Genomic DNA, 25,755 nt, shown 5'->3' on the forward strand with positions numbered 1-25,755 from the left:
TTTATACCTTAATTTATTTGATTTAACTGTGCGTGAAGTAGTTGATTAATTAACTCTGCACGGCTTATTGATTGTGTATCTGATAACGCATTAAGTTTATCAAATAATGCACTATCTACTTTTAATTCGATTCTTTTTAAACCGTTTTGTTTATCTCTTAACGTCTGTTTCTGCTTGTTTATTTTCAGCTGAACTTGACGCGAATGAGGATTACTTTTAGGTCTGCCTCGGCGTACCTCGTTTGCAAATAGATCGCTAGTAATGCGATCAAATGATTCCTTTGCCATTTTGTTACCTAACAATTCTTACTTAACTACACTTACCTAACAATACAATCATTGAATTTAATTTTTTAACCAATGCCTGAATTCACCCACACAATTTCAATCATTGCTTTTGCAATAAAGCCAATACAACTCAAAATCACTACTTAACTGATTATAGCTAATGCTGTTAAGTCAGTGCCGAATATCCCAATTTAATTGATTACTGGGATTATTCTTACAACCTTATTTTAACTGTTTTAAAAATGTATACACGCCCGTTTCTACTCACCCATAAACACTGCCGGAACTGTGTTCAACATATAATACAACCTAAGGTGATAACACCTTTACGTTAATTATAGTAGTAAGTTGGTTTTTGAACTAACGACTTGCATAGCAAGTGTTGAGGCAAACATTTTAGTTGTTTTTGAGCGATTAATTTTAGTTAATCCTCTAGTTAACCCTGACCCGACCTTATGGTCAGTATCAAGATTAGAAAGTCCATTTCGGTTTCTAGGTCACACATTGTCACCTAGAAAACTGAGTTTTTGACTTGCTTGAATTTTGCACCCCGAATGATAACGGGTATCGACATCAGATGCCATCTAAAATAGATAAATATGTTCTTAAAATGGTGATTTATTGAGCAAAAAAGTTAATCGCCAAGCGGTTGAAGGTTTTTGGTTTTTCTGCATGTAACCAATGTCCTGTTGCGTTAATCACTTTTAATTTCGCATTTGGAAAGAGAGCAACTATTGCCGGCTGGCTGGCTTCTTCAATGTAATCAGACAATTCACCTTTAATGAACAAGGTTGGGCTTGTATAGGTGTTGCTTTGCTCTGGCCAATCAATAATCGAGGCGTAATTGTTGTATAAATTTTCCAAGTCATAAACAAACTGGAAACCCTCAGCTGTGCGTTGATAAGACTTTAACAGGAACTGTCTGATCTCTGGTGTTTCAACATAATCAGCTAATACTTTATCAGCAGCTGTTCTGCTTTGTACATTAGAGGCTTTCACTGCTTTTAATCCGGCAAACACATCACTGTGTTTATCTGCATGTGAAGTGGGAGCAATATCTGCCACAATTAAACGTTGGATACGTTGTGGCTGTGCTAATGCACAACTCATGGCTATTTTCCCGCCCATGGAATGCCCTAAAATCGAGAACTGCTCAATTTGCAAATGGTCGGCTAATTCAAAAATATCATTGGCCATTTGTGGGTAACTCATGGAACTATTGCGTTCGCTTTGCCCATGATTTCTTACATCAACTAGGATAACGTCGTAATCGCTTTGTAGCTCTTTTCCTAACCCTGAGAGATTAGACAAACTACCAAATAAGCCATGAATTAAAAAAATAACCTGTTTTTTATCTGGTGATTGGTCACGAGTAGATGGTTTTAATTGGTAATTTAGTAGCATAACGGCTCATTTTAAGTAAAAATAAATAAAGTGTTAAAGAATAACAAATTATGCATTAAAGCTGAACCTAATGACAGCGTACTTATTACGCAGATTAATGGTGTTTTGATGGATAAATAAGTCATGTCATGGGGATATAATGAAGACGATTGAAATAGAAGATGACCTATATAAGCATATTTTAAACAATATTGAAGCTTTCGGCGAAACTCCCTCGCAAATTCTTCGTCGTTTATTGGCGCTACCGAAAGAAAGCACTTCTGTTGAAGTAGAAGTGAAGCCTGTTCAACCTGAAGTTGCAGAAGTTGTGGAAATCACTGCAACATCTAGTGAAAAAGAGAAGCCAGCAGAAACACTAAACAATCAACCAGAAGCCTTGTATGTTCATAAAGGTGTCAAAGAGTTATTTAGTGATCCTGCTTTTAAAGCGGAAACCGTGATCACTAATAAATTTATGATGATGCTAACCACCATGTACTTTGAGAAAAAAGCAGAGTTTATTGAGGCTGCTGAAACCACCAAAGGACGTACCCGCGCTTACTTAGGGACACAACTTGAAGAGTTATTAAACTCGGATAATGAAGAGGAGTTAGCCCAGTTTAAAGCAAGTAAACCAAGAACCATTCCTAATACACCGTACTGGGTGATCACCAATGCGAATACAGGACGTAAACGTATTATTCTGACACAAATGATGGCATCAATGGGTTACCCACATCACTTGATCGGACGGATAAAAGAAGAAATTTAATTTATTCCAATAACAAATCTGAGGCACTTATGGCAATTCATCCACGCGCTGGTAAACCAGCACAAGCAAATGATTTAGTTGATATTCCAAAATTAGTTTCTGCATATTATGTAAACTTACCAGACGTTGAAGTTGCTGAGCAACAAGTTGCTTTTGGCACATCGGGTCACCGTGGTAGTTCTTTTAATTATGCATTCACCGAATTACATATTCTGGCGATTACTCAGGCATTAGCAGAGTACCGAAAAGAGCAAGGTTACACTGGCCCAATGTTTATTGGGAAAGATACACATGCGCTGTCTGAACCTGCATTTATATCTGCAGTACAAGTGTTAGTTGAAAATGGTATTAAAGTCGTGGTGCAAGCGGGTGGAGGTTACACTCCAACACCTGTTATCTCTCATGCTATTTTACAATATAACAAAGCTAATCCAGATTCATTGGCTGATGGTATTGTTATTACACCTTCACATAACCCACCGGAAGATGGTGGTTTTAAATATAATCCACCAAACGGCGGCCCAGCTGATAGCGATGTTACTAAGATTATTCAAGATCGTGCCAATGAAATACTCAACGATAATTTCGACGATATTTTGCAAGCTGATTTTGACGAAGCGATGCAGTCTGATTTAGTGGAAGAGTACGATTATATTCAACCTTATGTTGATGACTTGAAGAACGTATTAGACGTTGAAGCTATTGCGAAATCAGGCATCAAGATTGGTGTTGATACTTTAGGTGGTTCTGGCGTGGCTTACTGGCCAGTTATTGCTGAAACTTACGGCATTAATATCGAAGTGGTTAACGGTCGTGTTGATCCAACATTCTCATTCATGACATTAGATAAAGATGGCAAAATCCGTATGGATTGTTCATCTCCTTATGCGATGGCTGGATTAATTGAGTTAAAAGATAAGTTTGATGTAGCCGTTGCCAATGACCCTGATTATGACCGTCATGGTATTGTGACTAAATCATCTGGTTTATTGAATCCAAACCACTACCTTGCCGTTGCTATTAATTATCTATTTACCCACCGTAGTGAATGGTCTGACAAAGCAATTGTTGGTAAGACCTTAGTATCAAGCTCAATGATTGACCGCGTGGTAAATGAGTTAGGCCGTGATATGTCAGAAGTGCCAGTGGGCTTTAAATGGTTTGTTGATGGCTTATTTGATGGCAGTTTTGGTTTTGGTGGTGAAGAGAGTGCTGGTGCTTCTTTCCTTCGTAAAGATGGCACAGTGTGGAGTACAGATAAAGATGGGATCATCCTTGCTTTATTAGCCGCAGAGATTATTGCTGTTACTAACAAAGATCCTGGTGAACATTATGCTGAATTTGTTGAAAAATTTGGTGCACCTGTTTACCAACGCTTTGATGCACCAGCTTCTGCCTGAACAGAAAAAAGTATTAGCAAACCTAAGCCCTGATATGGTGGAAGCGGAAACATTAGCCGGTGAGAAAATTACCGCTAAATTAACCCACGCGCCTGGCAATGGTGCCGCTATTGGTGGTTTAAAAGTGACCACTGAAAATGGTTGGTTTGCAGCTCGCCCGTCGGGTACAGAAAATATTTATAAAATTTATTCTGAATCTTTCATTGGCGAAGAGCATATCGCATTAATTCAAACAGAAGCACAAGAGATCGTTGCACAAGCCTTTGCTAAGGCTGGTTTATAATATTTCACGCATATCTGATGAGTGAAAGTTAAACGACTGTATTTAGGCGAGGTTTTTACCTCGCCTTTTTTATATCCTTTTTCCAACCTAATGGCTTCCGTAGCTCTTTTCAATTTAATTTTATTAAAGTTGTTTTTTGATGGTTTTTTTAGTATTACTTTATGTGTGCGAGGAATAATCTGTTTTATTTGACTGTATTGCTCTTTTGGACTCATTATTTATACAAAAAGGTTTTACACGCGATAGAGCTTCTTTTTAACAACTTATGAAATTAATGGGTGTATCAATGGCGACTAAAAAAACGACAAAAGTTGCAGTGCCTGCAGTAGGCTGTGCGGAAATGCAACAAGCGATTATCGACCGTCTTCATAAAGGATTAGGTACCGATAAAGATAAAGCCAATAACAAAGCCTGGTGGAATGCCACTTGCCAAGCAGTGAATGAACTGGTTTTTGAAAAGCTAACACAAACACATCAAAACCATGCGGAAAAAGATACCCGCGCGGTTAACTACCTTTCTCTTGAGTTTTTAATGGGACGACTCCTGTCCAATAATCTACAAAATTTAGAAGTTTTCGATGTCACTCAAGAAGCCTTAAAAGGGCTAGGTAAAGATCTCTACGAAATATGCGATGAAGAGCCTGATATGGCATTAGGTAATGGTGGTTTAGGAAGACTAGCTGCCTGCTTTATCGACTCCTTAGCCACGTTAGGTTACCCAGCTATCGGCTATGGTATTCATTACGAACATGGTCTATTTAAACAAGAATTTCAAGATGGGCGTCAAATAGAGCGCCCTGATACATGGCGAGAATACGGTAACCCGTGGGAAATTTGTCGCCCTGAATCTATTCAATTTGTGCCACTTTACGGTTATGTTGAAACGGTTTACGAACAGGGTAAAGGTTCTCGCAAAGTATGGCATGCGGGTCAAAAACTAAAAGGTGTGCCATGGGATATTCCAATCGTGGGTTATGGAGCAAAAACCGTTAACATTTTACGATTATGGGAAAGCCGTGCCCATGAAGCATTTGATTGGGACGTTTTTAATGCCGGTGGTTATGTGGATGCACAAACTGAAAAATCTAAAGCAGAAACCATTTCTAAGGTGTTATATCCAAATGATTCAACAGACGCAGGTAAAGAGTTGCGTTTAATCCAGCAATACTTCTTCTGCGCTTGTTCTGTAAAAGATATTCTGCGTCGCTTTAAACGAGCGAATAAAGAAGAGTGGTCATTATTACCCGAAAAAGTCGCTATTCAGTTAAACGATACTCACCCAACGATCGCGATACCTGAATTGATGCGTATTTTAATAGATGAAGAAGGCTTAGAGTGGCCTGAAGCATGGGAAATTTGTCAAAATACCTTCGCGTATACCAACCATACTCTATTACCAGAGGCCTTAGAAAAATGGTCTGTGGCATTATTTGAGAAAGTATTACCACGTCATTTAGAAATCATCTATGAGATTAACTCTCAGTTCCTGACTAAAGTAGTTGAGAAAAAATGGCCTGGAGATGATGCGAAAAAATCTAAATTGTCGGTTATTGAAGAGTCGCAACCACGTATGGTACGCATGGCGAACCTTTGTGTGATCACTGCTTACAAGGTTAATGGTGTGGCGGCCGTCCATTCTGAATTAGTGAAAACGGATCTGTTTCCAGAGTTCCATGAGTTATTCCCAACCAAGTTAGTAAATGTGACTAATGGGGTGACCCCACGTCGCTGGTTAAAAGCCTGTAATCCTGGGTTAGCTACCTTGTTAGATGAAAGCATTGGTGATGACTGGGTGCTGAATTTAGATAAACTTAAGGAGATTCTACCTAAAGCAACCGATACTGCTTTCCAGAAACGCTTTATGGACATTAAAAAAGAAAATAAAGTGGCGATGGCTAAAATTATTAAAGAGGAAACGGGCGTTGATGTTTCTGTGGATGCGATTTTTGATGTGCAAATTAAGCGTTTGCATGAATACAAGCGTCAGCAGTTAAATTTGATCCATATTCTTACCTTGTATAAACGTTTATTAGAAGATCCTGATTACGATATGGTGCCACGTGTTTTCTTGTTCGGTGCAAAAGCCGCGCCGAGTTACCACATGGCAAAAGAGATCATCTTTGCTTTGAATAAAATTGCTGACAAGGTGAATAACGATACACGTATTAACGATAAACTGAAGGTTGTGTTCTTACCAAATTACCGTGTTTCTTTGGCTGAGCATATGTTTCCTGCGGCAGATGTCTCTGAACAAATATCAACGGCAGGGCTGGAAGCATCAGGGACTGGTAACATGAAGTTCTCTCTAAACGGTGCATTAACCATAGGTACTATGGATGGTGCAAATATTGAGATGGCTGAAGAGATTGGTGCTGAGCACATGTTTATTTTCGGGTTAAGTGTTGAAGAAGTGAAAGCGTTAAAAGCTGATGGCTATAATCCATACGATTATTATTACAAGAACCCTGAGTTAAAATCGGTATTAGATTGGTTAGACAGTGATTTCTTCACGCCTAGTCACCCAGGATTACTATCAGATATTAAACGTAGTTTATTAGAGTGGGGCGATGAGTATCTGTGTCTCGCTGATTACGAGTCCTATGTGAATGCGCATCAAGCCATTGATACATTATATCGTGATCAGTCTGCATGGGCTGAAAAAGCGATCCTTAATGCAGGGGCTATGGGTAAATTTAATTCAGATAGATCAATTGAAGATTATGCAACTAAAATCTGGAATTTGAAAAAATTTCCCATCGCTTAATGATATAAATCATTAAAAGGTGAAAGGCGGCTCCGTAGGTGTCGCCTTTTTTATTTAAACAGAGTTACAATCTAAACATGATGTATAACCAGCGACGAGGGCATTATGTTGACACAACAAACAGCACCACAAAAAAACAATCAAGAGAATGATATTTGCGAAGCCTGCGGCACTTTTGTTGAACTCGGTTCAGTGATCACTGAGGATGATACTTTACTTGTCCTGCCATTCAACGGCCCTGACAAAGCAAGTGTTGAGCAATTAGCTGATAAGTATATTCAATCTGCACAAACTCGCTTTCCGGAAGTACAAGTTTCAGTAGACTATAAAGAAATGGAATATGTTGTTGAAAGCAAAGTGAGCCTGAAATTTGAATGTACTGCAGAAAAGTTAATTTTTGAAATGGGCTTGAGTAGTATCTAGTCAGCTTAAATTAAACAATTGAACAAGCTCCCACCCTATTTGTGATGGTATCGGGAGCTTAATACAACTCTCTGTTAATATACTTGCCCTTAAAACCAACTTTTTCTTCACAATGGCAAACTTCATTTCTTAATTTTCTGCTTAATCGTTATACTTAACCTTTAACTCATTATTTTGACTGTTTTGGAGCATACATTGCTAATTAAAGATTTACCCATTGATCAGCGTTTGATCACTTCTGTTTCACATTTAGGTTTTAAAGAAACAACACAAATTCAAGCTGATTCCATTCCGGTGGCAATTGCAGGGAAAGATCTTTTAGCATCCTCTAAAACAGGCTCAGGCAAAACGCTGGCTTATTTATTACCTGCTATGCAGCGTGTTTTGAAAAGTCGTGCACTTACACGACGTGACCCTCGTGTGTTGATCCTTACGCCTACTCGTGAGCTAGCCAAACAAGTTTATGCTCAATTGCGTTTATTAGTGTCTAACACCAGCGTGAAGTCGATTTTAGTATTAGGTGGTGAAAACTTTAATGACCAAGTAAAAGCCATTGATAAAGACCCGCATTTCATCGTCGGTACACCAGGACGTATTGTGGACCATGTTAAAAAAGGGCTTTTACACTTACCAGGTTTAGAGCTACTTATTTTAGATGAAGCAGACCGTATGTTGGATTTAGGTTTTGCTGAGCAATTAACAGCAATCAATGAAGCGGCTAACCATCGTTTGCGTCAGACATTAATGTTCTCAGCAACATTAGGTCACGCAGAAGTGAATGAATTTGCAGGACACCTATTAAAAGCACCTATTCGTATTGCAGTAGGTGAAGAGAATCAGCAACACAGTGAAATAACACAACGTTTTTACTTGGCTGATAATCTTAACCAAAAAGAGAAATTACTGTTTCACTTCTTAAAAGAGGAACAGATTAATCAAGCGATCATCTTTACTGCAACACGCGCCGATACTGAGCGTTTAAGTGCTATTTTAATTGAGAAAGGCATGTCAGCGGCAGCCTTGCATGGTGATTTGTCTCAAGCAAACCGTAATAAAATTATGGACTCATTCTCTCGTGGCAAACAAAAAATATTAGTAACAACGGATATCGCTTCACGCGGTTTAGATCTTGTTCATGTTAGTCACGTTTTAAATTTCGATATTCCAAAGCATACCGAAGAGTATATTCATCGTATTGGCCGAACTGGTCGTGCTGGTGAGTTGGGTGATGCTATCTCTATCATTGGACCAAAAGATTGGGATAACTTTAAAAAAGTAGAAAGCTTTGTTGCTCAAAAAATTAGCTTTGATAAGGTGGAAGGCATTAATCCTAAATTTAAAGGATTGAAACCAGCACCTAAGAAGGTCTTTAAAGCGAAAAAAGTGACAGCTGTTAAGAAAAAAGCAGCGGTGAAAAAAGCCAGAGTAACCAATAAAAAACAAGAGAATGTATTTCACGAGTCTATTGATGTTGGCGCGGCGCCAATGCGTCGTAAAAAACGCACAATTATTGATGATTCAGGAGATTAATCATTAGCTTAGGTTTTATTATTATTCTGCCCCGCTGAGCAATCAGCGGGGTTTTTTTGATCTTTTTATCTGCCATTACGTACTAATTAAAGAGGTGAATGATGGATATTAATAAAATGAAAAAGCGCCACTTACTGCAAGTGTTTGAGCTGATCACTCGTAAGGGTGTTAAAACTGAAGGTGTATATGAATACCATGATATTAAGGCGTCGCAAGACTTTGATGGATATACCTGTTGGTTGTCCTTTAAAGATCTCACCGTTACATTATTGTTCCATGGTGCCTATGACCTAGATTATAAAAGTGAAGAAACCTTAAAAATCTTCTTTAAGAAAATTGCTAACCTATTAGATGACTAAACATCTCAAAACTATGCAAAACTATGGGAAATAATGAATACACTAAACCCCAAAGAAATTGAAAAATTCCAAGCAATGGCAAATGATTGGTGGGATCCGCAAGGTAAATTCAAACCATTACACCAACTCAATCCAACGCGTCTTGATTATATTAAACAACAAATCGCCACTCACTATGATAGAGACCTAACACACAAACAACCCTTTAAAGGACTACGTTTATTAGATATTGGCTGCGGTGGTGGTTTATTAAGTGAGCCGATGTCCGCTTTAGGGGCAGATGTATTAGGGGCTGATGCTGCACCTAACAATATACCCGTGGCGCAACTGCATGCTAAACAAGCAGGTTTAACTATTGATTACAGAAATACATTGGCAGAGCACTTGTTAGAAGAGGGCGAGCAGTTTGATGTGATACTAAATATGGAAGTGATTGAACACGTTGCAGACCCTAATGCTTTCATAGGCGCTTGTGGGGGCTTACTAAAACCAAATGGGCTTATGTTATGTTCCACTATCAACCGTAATATTAAAAGTTATATCGTGGCAATTTTTGGTGCTGAAAGGGTGATGCGCTGGTTACCGGTTGGAACCCATCAATGGGGACAATTTATTAAACCTACCGAATTAAAAGAAATGGTCCAGCAGGCAACATTAACCTGTATTCAGCAACATGGTTTTGTATTTAATCCATTACGTTGGCGTTGGTCTATTTCAACTAAGGATCTCTCAGTTAATTACGTTATGAGCATTGTAAAACCGATGGACTCAATAGATAAAAAAGATTATTCCTTGAGGTCTGAATAAGTTATATTTCAATCAGTTATTTAGGTTGTCGCAGCGAACCTAACCAATTAACACAGCATTTAAAGAAGTAAGTTAAATTGTTGCATCAGTGGTTAAATCATCCGTTAATTTAATATTGATCTAAACTAATGCAGGCGAGGATAGATACCCTCATACTATCAATTTTAATGCTCAACAAAGGAGCTTAATGTGTCACGATTCTCTGGCATCACAGATAACCCTCACGAAGAGCGGTTTCATCAAAAAACAGGTATTTTACTCACAAACCTAGGTAGTCCAGATCAACCGACTACAAAAGCGGTACGCACTTATTTGCGAGAGTTTTTATCGGATAGACGTATTGTCGAAATCCCACGTCTTATTTGGATGATTATTTTACATGGTATTGTGCTACGCCTTAGACCTAAAAAATCAGCGAAATTATATGAGAGTGTTTGGACTGAAAATGGCTCTCCTTTAACGCATATTACTGAACTGCAACGCGATAAACTAAGTGCGTTACTAAAAGAAAAAGGTTACCAAGATACAGAAGTAGTGATGAGTATGCGTTATGGTAACCCGTCGATTGAGTCTGGTTTGAAAGCGTTACGAGAGAAAGGTTTTACCCGTATTGTGGTGTTGCCTTTATATCCTCAATATTCCAGCCCAACCACAGGTTCAACTTTTGATGCTGTATCGAGAGTATTACAAACATGGCGTTGGGTACCCGAGTTACATTTTATTAATGGCTACCATAAAAACACTAGTTACATTGAATCGTTAGCGAATAGTATCGAAGAAGATTTACAAAAAAATGGTACACCTCAAAAAATCGTTTTCTCATACCACGGTATGCCAAAGCTATTTTTGAAAAATGGTGACCCTTATTATTGTTTATGTTTGCAAACAACCCGTTTGGTGGTAGAAAAATTAAACCTTGATAAAGATTTAGTGATAAGCACGTTCCAGAGCCGTTTTGGTAAAGCGGAATGGTTAAAGCCTTATACCGACGCAACGTTAGAAAGCTTTCCGGCACAAGGTATCAAAGATATTGCAATTATTAGTCCTGCCTTTAGTGCTGACTGTTTAGAAACATTAGAAGAGCTAGAGTCAGAGAATAGGGAAATATTTGAAGAGGCGGGCGGTGAAAAATACCGTTATATCGCTGCATTAAATGACCGTGATGATCATATTGAAGCTATGTTTGAGGTGTTAAAGCCTAATTTATAATGGTTGAAAGTGAATCAAAAATGCCCCGTTAAGCGATGCTTATACGGGGCATTTTTTAATTACGATTATAAAGTTTCGTTTACTTCTTGTACCGGTGTCACTTGTTCTTTCTCTTGGTAAGCATCAGTTCCCCATAACGGTACGGTTGAAAGACTATGTTTAAAGCTACCTGATGTCTCTTTGGTAGAGTATGAAACATACATTAAGGTTTGGTTATCAGCATCAAATATACGGCGAATCTTCATGTTCTTAAAGAAGATACTTTTAGACTTTTTGAATACCACTTCACCTGATTTACTTTTATCGATATTAGCAATCATGGCAGGTGTTATTTTACCTGTTTGACGACATGAAATTGCGCTATCACTCGGGTCAGAAAAGCTTAAGTCCGCTTCGATGGACGCGATATGACAGGTAACACCAGACACTAACGGATCTTTTAACATATTAAGTTTAATATCCTGCGTGGTAAACAAGCCTAAGCTGACATCTCCCACTTCATCTTGAGAGCAGCCTCGTAAAAAAAGAAGCCGATAACCAGTAATACTATGACCATGATGATTAGTTTTATCTTCTTTAACATATTAAATTCCTATTTTTTAAAGTCCCATGAAAGGTTCGAGACAAGTTGGCATTGGTCGCACTTAAAATCGAAAATATCGAATAAAGGCTCATTTAATCTCCATTCACCACCGCAGCTTGGGCAAGGTCTATTTTGCTCTTCCTGTAATGAGGTTCCTGCTACACGATACAAATAATAATAAGTTGGCACTTTAGTTATATATTGAATGCGTTTACACAGATTGGTTCCACGATAAAAAAATTTACTATCTACTTCTCCTAACTCTTTTAAAGCGGCACTGGACACTGCAGAGCCATTCATTTGCAATTCATCTAGGTTGACCCATTCCTCTTGCCACTTTATCGCACTTTTACGATCACCATTGCTTATCTCCTCTGGCGTGCGGTAAAGGGGAATAGGCGCTAAGGTTTCACCGCAACGGATCGGCGAGCAAGTGTCGAGAAAGGTAGTATATAAAATCTGCCAGCTTGGAGTAAAATTAGTGGCGCATTGTTGTGAGTTAAGATCTTCCGCGATGGTTTTGATTTTAGGTGCTAATAAACCTGCGTTAGTTAATCCCTGTAATGCGTGGGTAACTTGCGGGCTATTAAAGCGTGCGAGTAAACTGTGCTCTTCTGGGCACACTAAGCGAGTTGTAAAAATAGCACCTTGCATGGCCACTGGGAACTCTCTACCAAGTATTTGACCGTTATAGCGCAACATATCTAAGTAATTGTTAATAGCGCGTTCTACTGCAGCGTATTGTGTATCTTGGTAACACTCAAAGCTTAATTCTTTAATATACACAGTTAGTCTTCCTGCGATTGCGCTGCAGCAATCTTGGTTTGTAGGGTTTTTACTTGCATTTTTAGGGTGTTAATCTCTTCTTTTAATGGGGCGATAGCTTGTGCTATGCGACTATCAATCTGTTCATCAATACTACCCGAAACCGATTGTGAGGCTGAGCTTGTTAACGCCGGTTCTGTGGGAGCTTCAATTATTTTATTAGGATTGTCTTGCCACATTTTTAAGCCTTGAATAATGGCTGGCAGTGGGGTGTTTTTGGGTAAACGCGCTTTGATTAAGCTAGTGGTTGGCGTTTTACCTTCTTTGATTAATTGTTGAGCAATTAAGATTATACGATCCATAGAATCACCTTTAGTGAAAAGACTGCTGTTCGTCAACAACACGATAAGCAGGTAATTGAAAACGAGGTTTAACTAAACCGTTTAAGGTGAGGGTTCCTTGATAATTATTGTCACCGTCACTGCTAAACTCAAATACAAAATTAGCCTGCAAAAAATCACTGCCTAATTTAAAATTAAAACGAGATCGGGAAAAAGACAGTAGTTGTAAATCTAACTTCTGACAATGCATTTCAGTTATTTTTTTAGCTAACTCTGATTGCTGGCGTAACTTCCAAATAGTGGTACCCGCTAACACCATCAATAAAATAAATAACAGATCCCAAATAATCATATGGATGGTCCTTATGTGTTTGGCTTTAATCCTGAAAATAACAGGCCAATAGCCTGTGATAACGCCGGAGATCGAGCCGTTAAACGTAACTGCTTTAACACTTTGTCACGTAATGCAGGGATAGCAACAAGATCCGAAAATAATTGTGGGAATAGCGCTTGTTGATGTGTTGCTAAGGCTTCAAAGTAACGGTTTAACAAGGTCTCATCTTGTAATTGTGTCCAACAGCGCCCAGCAATAGTGATATACCAATCAGCTTCATGTAAGAGCGGTGTGGAAAATTGTGCATCTAGTAATTGTTTAGTGAAGCCTTGCCCTTTTGCACTGGCGAGCGCTCTTAATAATAAAATAGCGCTGGTGGTTTGCCCCTGTTGTAATCGTTGCTTAGCTTGTTCTATTATTTTTTCAGCTAATGGGCTACCGATATTGCTTTGGTTTTCCAGACACAAACATAAGGTTTGTAAAGGTTGTTCTGGCAGTGTTGATAAAGCAGATATTATTTTTTGTTGGTTATCATCATGATCTAAACGTGCTGCTAGGTCGGCAAAACCTTGAAAGCCTAATGTTTGCCAATCTTGGTTATTCACTGAACCTGAAAAATAGGCTTGTACTGCAGGGTAGAATGACGAAGCAGGGCGCACAAAAATACTGTTCATATTTGAATTAAAAATCGCTAGTTTTTCAGTACTTGGTTTAAATACAAAAGGGTTACTGGCAAGGCGTTCCTGGGTTTTATCGCTAACATCGGCGGTTAAGTTTTCTCCCATGGCTTCGACTACCATGCGGATAAAGCTAGTTTGCGCTGTGATTTTCATTAAACCTTGTTCATCCAAAGGCATTTTTAGAAACCATACAAAATGCTCTTTTTGAGCTGCAACTTGCCAAAAGGTCAGCGCGACAAAAGCATGTTGTTGAATAGGGTATGGGTAGGGCTGTTTGTTGTTAGCCACTTTTTGAAATTCGCTATTCTCTATTTTTTGTACAATACGCCCTAGATCATATACACGAAATTGGCATTGGGCTTGTTCTAAAAAATCGGTCAGGGTGTTCATGCTCATGAAAACTGTCTTTATTTATTAATGGTATGGCGATTATATACAGGTATCAGCAAGACCTCTATATTGTGCTTCAAACTCTCTTGTATTTATCGCCTTAGCCATGGTTAATTAGCGACAGTGGTGTTATTCAACGAGTAATTCCAGACTTTATAAAAGTAAAAGGCATAACCTAACCCTAGCGTTAAAATAGAAATGATCATCCATAAAATAACATGGCCAATATTGCCAAAAATATCGGTATTACATGACATCTTTCTTGAGCGACCTTGGTCATCAATGAATTCAGAACGATTGATAATAAACTTAGAAAATGAGTAAGGGTAAAAGAAAGCGGCAATACCAAAGGTCACCATGATTAATAAAAACCACAGTATGATATGGCCTAAGATATCGATTGTTGCTACATCTGCTTGAATCTTCATATATTTCCTCAGTAAATTTGGTTAAGTCAAAGTTAACGTATTTAGTGCAGGAAGACCATTATTTGATGTCTAGGTTGTTAATTCAGGCAGTATAGATACAAAAAAGCCCTGAAATATCAGGGCTTAGCGATTATTTTATTAGGCCATGACAGCCTAATGGTTGGTTTATACTAAATCAAAGCGGTCTGCATTCATTACTTTAACCCAAGCTGCAACGAAGTCTTTAACAAATTTCTCTTTGTTGTCGTCTTGTGCGTAAACTTCAGCGTATGAACGAAGGATTGAGTTTGAACCAAATACTAAATCCGCTCGTGTTGCTGTCCATTTAACTGTTTTAGTTGCTGTATCCTGAATCTCATAAGAGTTACGGCCAGTCGCTATCCATGAGTAACTCATATCAGTTAAGTTAACAAAGAAGTCATTAGTTAATGCGCCTTCGTTATCAGTAAATACACCATGCTTAGTGCCACCGTAGTTAGTACCGATTACACGTAGACCACCGATTAGCACTGTCATTTCTGGCGCAGTTAAGTTTAATAGTTGCGCTTTATCAAGTAGCATCTCTTCAGGTGTTACAGTGTAATGTGCTTTCTGCCAGTTACGGAATCCATCATGGATAGGTTCAAGTACTTCAAAAGCTTCATCATCAGTCATCTCTTGTGAAGCATCACCACGACCAGGTGCAAATGGTACTGTAATGTCAAAGCCAGCTTCTTTTGCTGATTTTTCAATACCTACGCTACCTGCTAGTACGATAACATCAGCTAGGCTTGCACCGCTTTCAGCTGCGATTACTTCAAGTACGCTTAATACTTTAGCTAAACGCTCTGGTTCGTTACCTTCCCAGTTTCTTTGTTGCTCAAGACGAATACGAGCACCGTTAGCGCCGCCACGTTTATCTGAGTTACGGTAAGTTCTTGCACTATCCCATGCCGTTGCAACTAGTTCACTTACTGTTAAGTCAGATGCTGCGATTTTAGCTTTAACTGCATCAACATCGTAGTTAGTGTTACCAGCTGGAACAGGGTCTTGCCAGATTAACTCTTCTTGCGGTACATCTGGACCAATGTAACGTGCTTTAGGACCTAAATCACGATGCGTTAGTTTGAACCAAGCTCTTGCAAATACTTCTGAGAAGTACTCTTGATCGTTAGCAAATTTCTCAGAAATCTTACGGTAAATAGGGTCAACTTTCATTGCCATATCCGCATCAGTCATAATTGGGTTGTAACGTGTTGTTAGGTCTTCAACATCAACTGGTTTCTTCTCGTCTGCAAGACCGATTGGCTCCCATTGTGTTGCACCTGCTGGGCTATGTTTTAGTTCCCAATCATATTTAAGTAGTAGATCAAAGTAACCGTTATCCCATTTTGTTGGGTTAGTAGTCCAAGCACCTTCGATACCACTAGACACTGTGTTGCGACCAATACCACGATTAGTTTTGTTTAACCAACCGAAACCTTGATCTTCAAGTGCTGCGCCTTCTGGATCTTCTTCTAATTCAGCTGCATCACCATTACCGTGACATTTACCAACTGTATGACCACCCGCCGCTAGTGCAACCGTTTCTTCGTCATTCATTGCCATACGTTCGAAAGTAACGCGAATATCATCAGCTGTTTTTTGTGGATCAGATTTACCATCTACACCTTCTGGATTCACGTAGATAAGACCCATCATTACTGATGCTAGTGGATTTTCAAGATCACGCTCACCTGAATAACGAGAACCTTCACTGCCGCTTGGTGCTAACCATTCTCTTTCAGAACCCCAGTAGATATCTTTTTCTGGATGCCAGATATCTTCACGACCAAAAGCAAAACCAAACGTTTTAAGTCCCATTGATTCATAAGCGATAGTACCAGCGTAAGCGATTAAATCTGCCCAGCTTAGTTTGTTACCGTATTTTTTCTTAATTGGCCAAAGAAGACGACGCGCTTTGTCTAAGTTAACGTTATCAGGCCATGAGTTTAGAGGAGCAAAACGTTGGCTACCTGTTGCTGCACCACCACGACCATCTGCAATACGATAAGTACCTGCTGAGTGCCAAGTCATACGAATCATTAATGGACCATAATGTCCCCAGTCTGCTGGCCACCAAGGTTGGCTATCAGTCATTAGCGCGTGCATATCTTTTTTAAGTGATTCTACATCAAGTGTTTTTACCGCTTCACGGTAATCAAAATCTGCTTCGAGAGGGTTAGATTTGGTATCATATTGATGAAGAATATCTAGGTTAAGCGCTTTAGGCCACCATACTTTATTTGCTGTTGGTGTTGTCGCGCCACCATGCATTACTGGACATTTGCTTTCAGACATATGTAAATCCTCTTAAATTAAAATGGTAAACTTTACTGCACAATTCTATTGTTTCTTGAGTGTTACTATTGCTTATAAAATTTTAAATGTGAAGTTGTTTGTATCAATGAGATTGATAGCTTGGGGCAATTAAACTTGGTTTTTTGATTGGCTTCACGTTTTTAAATTACTACTAACGATGTAGAATATAGCCAAGATGTGGTGATAAATAAAGCGGTTAGTGTGAAGGAGCTCAATAAATAAAATATCAAATATAAGAGTTTATAATGGCAGGTGATCACTTTACTAGCAGATGTTATTTCTATGAATTTTTTATGAACATAAACAAAAAGACACTGATATTATAACTTCATTAAGAATTAACTTAAGAAATACAATATCAGTGTCGAAGTTGTGTTTCAAGCCCACATAGTTTTATTAGAAATAAGCGAGCTTTATTTATTTTTAAAGGTACTTTTTAATTATTTTTCTAATTTAGTAAAGTAATCAAAAATAACGGGTACATCGTGTTGACCAAGACCTGCATCAACAGCTGCTTGTAAGTTTGCTGAAGTACCTTGAGCAATTAAAGATTCAGAACCTAGGTCTGCAACCATTTGGTTAAAGTAACCAAGATCTTTGTTCGCATTAGCAACTGAGAAACCTAGTTTTTCTTCGCCATCTACAGCATAGAATTTAGTGAATTGCATAAATGGTGAGTTAGAAGGACCCGCAGACATAATATCAAACAGTTGTTGGCCATCAACACCCGCTGCTTTTGCTACAGCAAAGGCTTGTGACATTGCAGTTACCGTGGTCATACCAATAAAGTTGTTAATTAGTTTAGTTGTATGGCCTGCACCTAATGCACCAAGGTGGAATACATTTTCACCTTGCTCGTCTAGTACTGGTTTAACTTTGTTAAATGTTTCAATATCACCAGCTGCCATGATGTTTAATAAACCATCTTTAGCGTGTGCAGGCGTACGACCTAGTGGTGCGTCGATCATACCACAACCTTTTTCTGCTAATGCAGCACCGATTTTACGCGTAGAATCTGGAATAGATGTACCGAAATCGATCAACACTTTACCTTCAGACATACCCGCTAAAATACCATCTTCAGCATAAACAACTAGCTCAACTACTTTTGAAGTCGTTAATGCTAGCATTACAATGTCACTTTTCTCAGCTAACTCTTTACCAGAAGCAACTTCTGTCGCGTTACCACGTGCAATTACTTTAGCAACAGCATCTTTATTGAGATCCATTACATTTACTTGAAAACCACGTGTTTGTAAGTTTTCAACCATGTTGCCGCCCATAAGGCCAAGGCCGATGAAACCGATTACTGGTTTTGTCATAACTAACTCCTAAATGTCTTATTATATGTTTACGTTTCGGTAAGGATAACTGGCTCGTTATATTTAATCAATCTTTGATGCAGTGAAATCCTTTTGAGGTCACGATTACTGCGATTCACGCAGGTAAATTCACTAATATCGAATGTTTTTTGTGACCTGTATAAAGTATTTGTTATCTTAGGCTTGTTTCGTTTGATTATGAAAATTAAAAGTTAAATTAACTTTAATATCAGGTGTTTATGTGTTTTCTCTGTTTATTTTATATATTCTAATAAAGGTTTCGGGGAGCATTCATTATAAGAATAGGTATTAAAGTATTTTAAGAAAAGTGGCGGTGTAGTGATTAGAAAATGATTAATAATCTACTTAACACAATGAAAAGTACTCCTATCAAGTATATTTTCATTAATCATTATTTGTATGATGTTAAAGGAAAGAAGGGAATAGTCATACTAATTATTAGTATTGCAGTGGTTATAGAGATTATTGCTTTCAAATATATTTTTTAAGCGGAAATAAAAAAGCCTCTGATATAGAGGCTAGTTTTAATTTGTTTGTTTTTGGGAAGCATCTTTAAATAGAGGATGACACTTTTATAAAGTGCATTTCCTAAGCCACTTTCTTTTTGCGTGACAAACTCAAACCCATTAATGCCAAACCAAATAAACCAAATAAAGCTGGCTCAGGTACAGTGCCGATAATTTTTACAGCAGCAGTACCATTTACTTCATATTCACGATCTACATAATCCGTATGGTAATACTCTGAATAATAACTTGATTCCAATACTAGATATTCAGATTCATCAGAAAAATCATGATGTTGAGCCAAATAATAAGTACCACTTGCTAATAAAATCTCTAAATCAGACAATAAGAATGAAGTAACATTAAGGTTGTTAAGATCATAAGTACTTGTTGTTGCAACAGTTGTACCACTTAACAACGCTTCTCCAAAGGGGTCATCGGCGGATATAATCTTCCAACTTGTAGATATATAATTTTCAATACCCGCTCCGTCTCCGTTACCATTATTGCCGTTGTTATCTTTTGCAAAGAATTCAAAACCAGTAATATCCCAATCTTGGTCAGCTGTAAACTCTGAAATAACCCACCACTCTGTTGAACCTAAACAACCCTCTGCAACACAACGTAAACTTGTGCCACTTGGTTCACCTGAATCATATAGAAGTGTTGAATTAGCAGTTGTACTGAGGATGAGGGAAAAGAAGATACCCATTAATTTTATCATGTTAACTCCAACGCTTAAGTCTTTTAAATACGAGTGTTAAATAGCGTGCTGTATAGTACAGATTAAGCAAGAAAAATGCCATTTAACTATGTTGCTGTAATCAGTGAAGTTTTTGTTATGATAATGTGAGCTAACCTGAATGTTGTAAAATATTCTGACACCCTGTTTAATGGGTTAATGGTTATGTATATGCTTTTGTTGGTAGCGGTTTAGCGCTTCTAGGAAGTAATAGTCAGTAAAAATAGCAGGTACATCAATGGCATTGGGTTTTGTATAATAATGTACTGATTTATTAATAATAGGGGCTTTGGTGATGTCTTTAATAAAATAAGGAGTTGAAATTAAAGAGTTCAATATTCGTTTATAGGTTTGTATATAGGCAGCTTGCTTGGTTTGCTGTTGAATATACCCTGATAATTCGATTAACGCAGAAGCAAAGATAGCAGACGCTGATGTGTCAGGTTGTAAAACCTTACTATCGAGATCCCACATTGCAATGCCATCGTCGGGCAGTTGTTTAATAAAATAGTCAGTTAAGGTTTGTGCATATTGAAGGTAAATATCATCATGTGTGTAACGATACATAACGACCATGCCATAAATTATCCATGTATGACCTCGAGACCAAGTCGTTTCGTCTCCATCGCCTTGTAATGTGCCCTTATTAATCACTTCGCCTGTTGTTTTGTTGTAGCGAACAATATGATAACTACTGCCATCTTCTCGTATAAAGTCTTGGTAAGTTTTTAATGCATGATCTTTTGCTATTTCTGCCCATTGTGTATCACCACCGTTTTCCGCAGCCCATAACAAGAGTTCTAAGTTCATCATGATATCGATAACCACGGGGATCGAGTTTTCAAAATACTTATCATCCCAATCTGAGCTGAGTAGTTGGATATTTTTATGATAGCGATCTGCGAGGGTATTAGCTGCAAAGAGCATGATCTGTTGATAAGCGCCAACATCAATGTCATGACTGATTGCTAATGCCTGACCGTAAGTGGCCATAAATTTAAACCCTAAGTCATGACTACCCGTATCATGTGTTTGGTCTGCTAAGGACTCAGTCCATTGTTTGGCCCACTCTTGAAAACGAGTATCACCACTTAACTGGTAACCTTGCCATAATGCTCCGGGGTAAAAGCCAGCAGTCCATTTATGGGACTTATTTAATTGCCAAGTCAGATCATGGTTGCCATAAGTAGGGAAGAGGTTAGGGTCTTTAATCAATGCAACACTTGTTTCTAGATGAGAAAGAGACGCCTGAATAGCTTGAGAAATACGTTTATTAAACGCTGCATCGTCTTCATTTGAAGCTGCCAATGTAATCGTGCTGCTCATTAGCAACACGCTTAATATTACCCCTTTTATTATGTGCATTTATCTATCCTTAGGCATTTAGTATGGTTAAAGCACTCGCTGTGAAGCAGTCTATTCGTATTGTTGGCTTTAACCAATACAGAGATGAAGTTTTTAGCGTTTATTGTTATATTAGTCGCTTATTTTTACCGTTTATCGAATAAACATTATTAGCCACTATGACGTTATTGAGTCATGTCTTAGGGGTGAGCAGTAAGCGAGAGTTATGACGTCAAAACAACACACCTCCGAAGCAGTACAAGTAGCAGATAACGAGCTAGACAACCTAGAAACAATGCTAGCGACAGTGGCTGAGCAACAAGACATTGTGGTTGAAAGTAATACACCTGAATTAGATATCTTGTACCAAGATGATTATTTAGTGGCGATCAATAAACCTTCGGGATTATTAGTTCACCGTAGTTGGTTAGATACGCATGCTACAGAATTTGCAGTACAAAAGTTACGAGATCAAATTGGTCAACATGTCTACCCTGTACATCGCCTAGATAGACCTACTTCTGGGGTGTTATTGTTTGTATTAGATAAAGACAGCGCACGTCATCTGATGCAGCAGTTTATCGATCATAGCACTGAAAAAAGTTACTTAGCAGTAGTAAGAGGGCATATCGGGCAAGGTGTTTTAGATTACCCTTTGAAATACCAATATGACAAAATTGCCGATAAAAAAGCTGATATGACTAAACCCGCTCAAGATGCAGTAACCGAATATCGTTGTATTTCTCAAACGGAAGTACCGATTGCAGTTGGACCTTACGCGGCTTCTCGATATTCATTAGTAGAGTTACAGCCTAAAACAGGCCGTAAACATCAATTACGCCGCCATATGAAACATTTACGCCACCCTATTGTCGGAGATACTTCACATGGTGATGGTAAGCATAATACGATGTTTAGAGAGCATTTTGATATTCATCGCTTATTGTTACATGCCGCTTACTTGAGCTTTACACACCCGCATACTGAGCAAAAGGTGGAAATTCATGCGCCTTTAACCAGTGAGTTTGCGCGTGTGTTAACTGACATTAATTTATCAATAGAGAAATAAGATGAATAAATCCCTTAACAAAGTGCTATTAATTGTTTTGATAATAATGGGTGTTTTCTACTACTTTCAACAAGGTAGTAATACCCAACAAGCCTGCATTACTGAACAAGGGTTTTGGAATGAATCGCAAAAAGTCTGTGAAAAAAGCAGTAAAAAGATTATTTTTGAATCACTGGCTAATGCTCATCCAACCTCGATTATTTATCCAGAAAATGAGCGACCTGTTTTATTAGATACTCTAGAAAAAGTGCAAGGTAATGACTTTCTACATGGGCAATTTGATGTGTTAGTTGCGCCTGCACAAGCAGAAACTGGCCCAGTATATGACCGTGGGACTGCATATTTAAATATGTCTAAAATGGCTTTATTAAGTGATAACAGAAGTGGGCTAACCTATTTTTCAGCGCCTTTTATTATTAATACGATGGGCAGTGGTGTTTTTACCTATGTTGGACTGTTTTCATATGACTTTAACACCGAGCAAGCGCGTCACCTCAGCTCTGAGTTATTAGGTAACCGAGTGCGTGAAGCAAAGATTGTGATTGAAGAAAAAAGTGTGGTGAAAGACAAGGTATTTGTGCAAGAAGGTTTTATTAAAGTGCATTTTAAAACTCATGGTCCTGACCAAGCGGCTTCTGAGTATCCAACACAAGATAACCACATTGATTTACAACTTGTTGCGTTAGATCCAAGTAATGATGAGAACGCTACTTTTAGAAAAATTGCGGAGTAGCTTTCTCTAATAAAGGGAGCCTATCGTTTTGAGTTTTTTATCACTGTAGGTTCTTAATCTACTGCTTATTTTAGGTGGGAACTATTTTATGCTGTTTTCTTACCTTCAAGCTGCATCAATAAGTAATCTTGTATCTCTTTGTTTAAACAGCTTTTACTGAGGTACTGTTGACCACCTTGTTGTAAATTCAACATAAACCCAGCATCCGTTTCTTGATAGCTTTTAATCGACTCCCAAGCCAATTGACTATTGATGTAAACGCTTTTATTTCCAATGCCATTTTCATCAAAGATCAAAGTGATTTTATTGCCTGCATTTTTACTGATCATTTGTCGTGTCAGCCACCATGCTTTGCGATATTTAAAGCTCAGATATTCAAGGACTGCAATAGCGAAGAAGAACCAGGCTAATAAACCTTGAACTTCAGTTAAAAACAGAAAAAATAAACCAGTAATAATCGCACCTATAATAAATCCCCAACGTGGCTTTTGTGGTGCTTTTAATGACATAGATTGATCAAAGCATTCTGCGTAATGGGAGCGGTCAAGTGTGAAAACTGTTTCTAACTGCATGGTAAACCTATCAATGTTAAGCAATATAAATAAAGATTATACCCACTTCTTCAATCACTAAGCCATTTAATCCAGACTATCTTATGACAATTTTCTCGCTGTTTATCTATTTTTGAAGTGGTAGTATGTGATTATTAGAGACTAAATAGATTTTTCAATGCTTTATTAATGATGGGGTGGATGAGTTAAATGAAAAAAGAGACACAGATAGTAACACTAGGTCGCGATAAAAAATGGACTAAAGGGGTGATCAACCCACCTGTGGTACGAGCTTCAACTATGGTATTTGAAACCATGGAAGAGATGCGTTTTGCTTCAAAGAATAAAGCTAATGGAGAGATGTTTTACGGTCGTCGTGGCGGCCCAACACACTTTGCTTTTCAAGCTGCGATTGCAGAATTAGAAGGTGGTGTAGGCACTGCACTTTATCCATCGGGCTCTGCGGCTATTAGCAATTCACTAATGTCATTTTTAAAAGCCGGTGATCACCTGTTAATGGTAGATAGTGCTTATGAGCCTACACGTGCATTATGCGATAGCTTATTAGCAGGGTTTGGTATTGAGACCACTTACTACGACCCAATGATTGGCGCGGGTATTAAAGACCTGATTCAAGACAATACAAAAGTATTATTTTTAGAATCGCCTGGTTCAATTACCATGGAGATTCAAGATGTACCCACATTAAGCAAAATTGCACATGAGCATGGTTTAGTGGTGATGTTAGATAACACGTGGGCTTCACCTATTAATTCACGTCCATTTGAAATGGGCGTTGATATCTCGATTCAAGCTGCGACTAAATATATTGTTGGTCACTCTGATGTGATGATGGGAACAGCAACATCTAATGAAGCACATTGGGAGCAATTACGTGAAAATAGTTACCTAATGGGGCAATGTACATCGCCTGATGATGTGTATCTAGCAAGCCGAGGTTTACGTACTCTAAGCGTACGTATGGCACAGCATGAAAAGAATGCATTACAAGTAGCAAACTGGTTAGCAACTCGTCCAGAAGTGGATCATATTCGCCATCCTGCATTTGAATCTTGCCCTGGACATGAATTCTTCAAACGAGATTTCAGCGCGGCAAATGGTTTATTTTCATTTGTATTAAAGAAAGGGAACAGCAAATCATTAACCGCCTTAGTTGAGAATATGGATCATTTTAAAATGGGCTTCTCATGGGGTGGTTTTGAAAGCTTAATTTTAAGTGTATCGGGTATTGATAAAATCAGAACCGTGACCGAATGGGATAGCAGCAAGCCATTGATTCGTTTACATATCGGTTTAGAAAACCCAGAAGATTTGATTGCCGATTTAGAAGCGGGTTTTGAACGCTTTCATGCAGCACTTAAATAACTTAAATTGTTGTAATTGATAGAAGGGGCCAAGCTGGCTCCTTTTTTGTTTTTAACTATACCTATTTTTTAGGTCGTGAAGCACATATGAACAATGGAATATGACTTTCTACTTTTTAGGCTTAGCGATATTAGCTGCTTTTCCTTTTTGTAAAATTACACTAGCCAGACAGCCACTTTGGTCATTTTTATTGTTAATCTGTCTTTGCTTTGCTTTTAAAGAGAAGCATATAAACGTAATGGGATTAGCAAATCTCACTTGCTATTTTGCTTTGTATTATGCTGCGTTAAATATAAAACAGGTTCGGTTATCTCGATTATTTAGCTGTGTATTCATTGCTGCTAGTGTAGCGCTCGCCTTGCATCTTGTACCTGGGTTTAATAATTTACCCATTATCATTAATGAGCCAATCAGCCAGGATGCGATAACTTATACCTTGTATGCAAATATTGATAAAGGGATTGCTGGTTTGTTGTTAGCCGCTTATTGCTTTCGAAAACTAAATAGCAGTACTACCACTGAAAAAAGTATTAATGTCTCACATGCACATTGGCAAAGTGTAAAACAACCTCTCTTGGTTATTGGCTGTACTATCTCTGCGACATTGATTGGTGCTGTGTTATTAGGGCTGGTGGCGTTTAAGCCTAAGGTGCCAGACTTTTGGTTTGAGTTTATCGCCATTAATCTGTTATTCACCTGCGTAGCGGAAGAAGCATTATTTAGAGGTGTTTTACAAAGTAAACTTTCGAAACTATTAAGTCCTACACGGATCCCTATTTTGGCACCTATTATCGTTGCTTCTATTTTTGCAGTGGCGCACTTTATCGGAGGACTCAACTATGTATTGGTGTCTGCCATAGCTGGTTTAGGTTACGGATATATCTTTTATAAAACACAACGCTTAGAGTGGGCTATTTTATGTCACTGGTTAGTAAATCTTTGCCACTTTTTTCTATTTACCTACCCCATGCTTAAATAGTATTTGAGGTTAATTTTTGGTGAT

The 25,755-nt window shown here is 38.2% G+C and carries 24 protein-coding genes and 1 pseudogene; 12 read left to right on the forward strand and 13 right to left on the reverse strand.

Going from position 1 to position 25,755, the window contains the following annotated elements; genetic code table 11:
- Positions 1–8 precede the first annotated feature (8 nt).
- Together ybfE and ACLKL2_RS17385 are read right to left on the reverse strand one after the other, a co-directional pair.
- Positions 9–287, reverse strand: coding sequence for a LexA regulated protein (gene ybfE / locus ACLKL2_RS17380; protein WP_113820484.1), 279 nt, complete (start codon positions 285–287; stop codon positions 9–11).
- Positions 288–905: 618 nt separating this feature from the next.
- Entirely contained in the window at positions 906–1,691 is a 786-nt protein-coding gene (locus ACLKL2_RS17385; RefSeq protein ID WP_413692608.1) for an alpha/beta fold hydrolase, read from the reverse strand.
- Between the two features lie 139 nt (positions 1,692–1,830).
- On the opposite strand from ACLKL2_RS17385, the gene ACLKL2_RS17390 reads away from it, so the two are divergent.
- The 8 genes and pseudogenes from ACLKL2_RS17390 to hemH all read left to right on the forward strand — a co-directional run bounded on the left by ACLKL2_RS17390 (position 1,831) and on the right by hemH (position 11,217).
- On the forward strand, positions 1,831–2,442 hold the full coding sequence (locus tag ACLKL2_RS17390; protein ID WP_413692609.1) for a replication initiation regulator SeqA: 612 nt from the start codon (positions 1,831–1,833) through the stop codon (positions 2,440–2,442).
- Positions 2,443–2,471: 29 nt separating this feature from the next.
- Positions 2,472–4,125, forward strand: a pseudogene (gene pgm / locus ACLKL2_RS17395) (phosphoglucomutase (alpha-D-glucose-1,6-bisphosphate-dependent)).
- 286 nt (positions 4,126–4,411) lie between these two features.
- Positions 4,412–6,889: a glycogen/starch/alpha-glucan phosphorylase gene (locus tag ACLKL2_RS17400; protein WP_413692610.1), complete on the forward strand. Its 2,478-nt coding sequence runs from the start codon at positions 4,412–4,414 to the stop codon at positions 6,887–6,889.
- A gap of 105 nt (positions 6,890–6,994) precedes the next feature.
- Positions 6,995–7,312: a DUF406 family protein gene (locus ACLKL2_RS17405; RefSeq protein WP_113820488.1), complete on the forward strand. Its 318-nt coding sequence runs from the start codon at positions 6,995–6,997 to the stop codon at positions 7,310–7,312.
- 195 nt (positions 7,313–7,507) lie between these two features.
- Positions 7,508–8,842 (forward strand): DEAD/DEAH box helicase, encoded by a 1,335-nt coding sequence (locus ACLKL2_RS17410; protein ID WP_413692611.1) that lies wholly within the window; start codon positions 7,508–7,510, stop codon positions 8,840–8,842.
- Between the two features lie 98 nt (positions 8,843–8,940).
- Positions 8,941–9,201, forward strand: coding sequence for a DUF3081 family protein (locus tag ACLKL2_RS17415; RefSeq protein ID WP_413692612.1), 261 nt, complete (start codon positions 8,941–8,943; stop codon positions 9,199–9,201).
- Between the two features lie 33 nt (positions 9,202–9,234).
- Complete coding sequence (ubiG, locus tag ACLKL2_RS17420) at positions 9,235–10,008, forward strand: bifunctional 2-polyprenyl-6-hydroxyphenol methylase/3-demethylubiquinol 3-O-methyltransferase UbiG (protein WP_413692613.1); 774 nt, start codon at positions 9,235–9,237, stop codon at positions 10,006–10,008.
- 189 nt (positions 10,009–10,197) lie between these two features.
- Positions 10,198–11,217 carry a ferrochelatase gene (gene hemH, locus ACLKL2_RS17425; protein ID WP_413692614.1) on the forward strand — a complete coding sequence of 340 codons (1,020 nt, stop codon included), beginning with the start codon at positions 10,198–10,200 and terminating at the stop codon, positions 11,215–11,217.
- Between the two features lie 65 nt (positions 11,218–11,282).
- Here hemH and ACLKL2_RS17430 read toward each other — a convergent pair whose 3' ends face one another.
- The 10 genes from ACLKL2_RS17430 to ACLKL2_RS17475 all read right to left on the reverse strand — a co-directional run bounded on the left by ACLKL2_RS17430 (position 11,283) and on the right by ACLKL2_RS17475 (position 20,995).
- Positions 11,283–11,762: a CreA family protein gene (locus ACLKL2_RS17430; protein ID WP_413694357.1), complete on the reverse strand. Its 480-nt coding sequence runs from the start codon at positions 11,760–11,762 to the stop codon at positions 11,283–11,285.
- A 47-nt stretch (positions 11,763–11,809) separates the two neighbouring features.
- A complete protein-coding gene (locus ACLKL2_RS17435) occupies positions 11,810–12,586 on the reverse strand; it encodes a Zn-ribbon-containing protein (RefSeq protein ID WP_413692615.1) in 777 nt (258 codons plus the stop codon).
- Positions 12,587–12,588: 2 nt separating this feature from the next.
- A complete protein-coding gene (locus ACLKL2_RS17440) occupies positions 12,589–12,927 on the reverse strand; it encodes a hypothetical protein (RefSeq protein ID WP_413692616.1) in 339 nt (112 codons plus the stop codon).
- Between the two features lie 10 nt (positions 12,928–12,937).
- The gene (locus ACLKL2_RS17445; RefSeq protein ID WP_413692617.1) at positions 12,938–13,258 is read right to left on the reverse strand and encodes a DUF3301 domain-containing protein; all 321 of its coding nucleotides are present in this window, start codon (positions 13,256–13,258) and stop codon (positions 12,938–12,940) included.
- Positions 13,259–13,269: 11 nt separating this feature from the next.
- Positions 13,270–14,316: a DUF3549 family protein gene (locus ACLKL2_RS17450; RefSeq protein WP_413692618.1), complete on the reverse strand. Its 1,047-nt coding sequence runs from the start codon at positions 14,314–14,316 to the stop codon at positions 13,270–13,272.
- Between the two features lie 104 nt (positions 14,317–14,420).
- Positions 14,421–14,738, reverse strand: a complete 318-nt coding sequence (locus ACLKL2_RS17455; RefSeq protein WP_113820496.1) for a DUF6693 family protein — start codon at positions 14,736–14,738, stop codon at positions 14,421–14,423.
- A 165-nt stretch (positions 14,739–14,903) separates the two neighbouring features.
- Positions 14,904–17,057, reverse strand: a complete 2,154-nt coding sequence (gene katG / locus ACLKL2_RS17460) for a catalase/peroxidase HPI (RefSeq protein ID WP_413692619.1) — start codon at positions 17,055–17,057, stop codon at positions 14,904–14,906.
- Between the two features lie 461 nt (positions 17,058–17,518).
- Entirely contained in the window at positions 17,519–18,400 is an 882-nt protein-coding gene (locus ACLKL2_RS17465) for an NAD(P)-dependent oxidoreductase (protein ID WP_113820498.1), read from the reverse strand.
- Between the two features lie 609 nt (positions 18,401–19,009).
- Positions 19,010–19,651: a PEP-CTERM sorting domain-containing protein gene (locus tag ACLKL2_RS17470; RefSeq protein WP_413692620.1), complete on the reverse strand. Its 642-nt coding sequence runs from the start codon at positions 19,649–19,651 to the stop codon at positions 19,010–19,012.
- A gap of 174 nt (positions 19,652–19,825) precedes the next feature.
- Entirely contained in the window at positions 19,826–20,995 is a 1,170-nt protein-coding gene (locus ACLKL2_RS17475) for a glycoside hydrolase family 88 protein (RefSeq protein WP_181817782.1), read from the reverse strand.
- A gap of 313 nt (positions 20,996–21,308) precedes the next feature.
- Here ACLKL2_RS17475 and truC point away from each other — a divergent pair, with 313 nt between their 5' ends.
- Both truC and ACLKL2_RS17485 read left to right on the forward strand, forming a co-directional pair.
- A complete protein-coding gene (gene truC / locus ACLKL2_RS17480) occupies positions 21,309–22,082 on the forward strand; it encodes a tRNA pseudouridine(65) synthase TruC (RefSeq protein ID WP_113820514.1) in 774 nt (257 codons plus the stop codon).
- Between the two features lies 1 nt (position 22,083).
- A complete protein-coding gene (locus ACLKL2_RS17485; RefSeq protein ID WP_413692621.1) occupies positions 22,084–22,815 on the forward strand; it encodes a hypothetical protein in 732 nt (243 codons plus the stop codon).
- A gap of 86 nt (positions 22,816–22,901) precedes the next feature.
- Here ACLKL2_RS17485 and ACLKL2_RS17490 read toward each other — a convergent pair whose 3' ends face one another.
- A complete protein-coding gene (locus ACLKL2_RS17490; protein WP_413692622.1) occupies positions 22,902–23,387 on the reverse strand; it encodes a YcxB family protein in 486 nt (161 codons plus the stop codon).
- A 189-nt stretch (positions 23,388–23,576) separates the two neighbouring features.
- Between ACLKL2_RS17490 and ACLKL2_RS17495 the strand changes: the two genes are divergently transcribed.
- Both ACLKL2_RS17495 and ACLKL2_RS17500 read left to right on the forward strand, forming a co-directional pair.
- Positions 23,577–24,752 carry a cystathionine beta-lyase gene (locus tag ACLKL2_RS17495; RefSeq protein ID WP_413692623.1) on the forward strand — a complete coding sequence of 392 codons (1,176 nt, stop codon included), beginning with the start codon at positions 23,577–23,579 and terminating at the stop codon, positions 24,750–24,752.
- 100 nt (positions 24,753–24,852) lie between these two features.
- Positions 24,853–25,731 (forward strand): CPBP family intramembrane glutamic endopeptidase, encoded by an 879-nt coding sequence (locus ACLKL2_RS17500; RefSeq protein ID WP_413692624.1) that lies wholly within the window; start codon positions 24,853–24,855, stop codon positions 25,729–25,731.
- Positions 25,732–25,755 lie beyond the last annotated feature (24 nt).

Source organism: Psychromonas sp. KJ10-2 (genome assembly GCF_047323255.1).
In the GTDB taxonomy this organism is placed as follows: Bacteria; Pseudomonadota; Gammaproteobacteria; order Enterobacterales; family Psychromonadaceae; genus Psychromonas.